The organism is Bradyrhizobium sp. NBAIM08, assembly GCF_020193935.1.
Lineage (GTDB): Bacteria > Pseudomonadota > Alphaproteobacteria > Rhizobiales > Xanthobacteraceae > Bradyrhizobium > Bradyrhizobium yuanmingense.
Window position 1 is genome coordinate 1 of sequence record NZ_JADYVR010000223.1, and the last position, 462, is coordinate 462.

A 462-nucleotide genomic window follows, 5' to 3' on the forward strand; every position below is an offset into this window, starting at 1 on the left:
GGCATCGTGCATGTGGAGAAAGCCGAGCAGGCCGGCGCACGGCTGATCGAGAACGCCGTGGTCTTCAAGCTCGAAGTCGGCCCCAACAAGCGCATCGTGGCGGCGCGGTACAAGGATTCGAAAGGCGCCGAGCACCGCGTGGAAGGCAAGTGGTTCGTGCTGGCTGCCAACGGCATCGAAACGCCCAAGCTGATGCTGATGTCGACCAGCCAGGATTTTCCGAAGGGCGTGGGCAACAGCTCCGACATGGTGGGGCGCAACCTGATGGACCATCCCGGCACCGGCGTGAGCTTCTATGCCGACCGCAAGCTATGGCCGGGACGCGGGCCGCAGGAAATGACGTCGCTGATCGGCTTTCGCGATGGGCCGTTTCGCGCCACGCAGGCTGGCAAGAAGCTGCACCTGTCGAACATCTCGCGCATCGAGCAGGAAACGCAGCGCATCTTCAAGGAAGGCAAGCTC

At 63.2% G+C, this 462-nt stretch carries 1 protein-coding gene; it reads left to right on the forward strand.

Going from position 1 to position 462, the window contains the following annotated elements; translation table 11 throughout:
* Positions 1–462, forward strand: a 462-nt coding sequence (locus I6F37_RS39220) for a GMC family oxidoreductase N-terminal domain-containing protein (RefSeq protein ID WP_225154259.1), incomplete at both ends; no start/stop codon positions are given.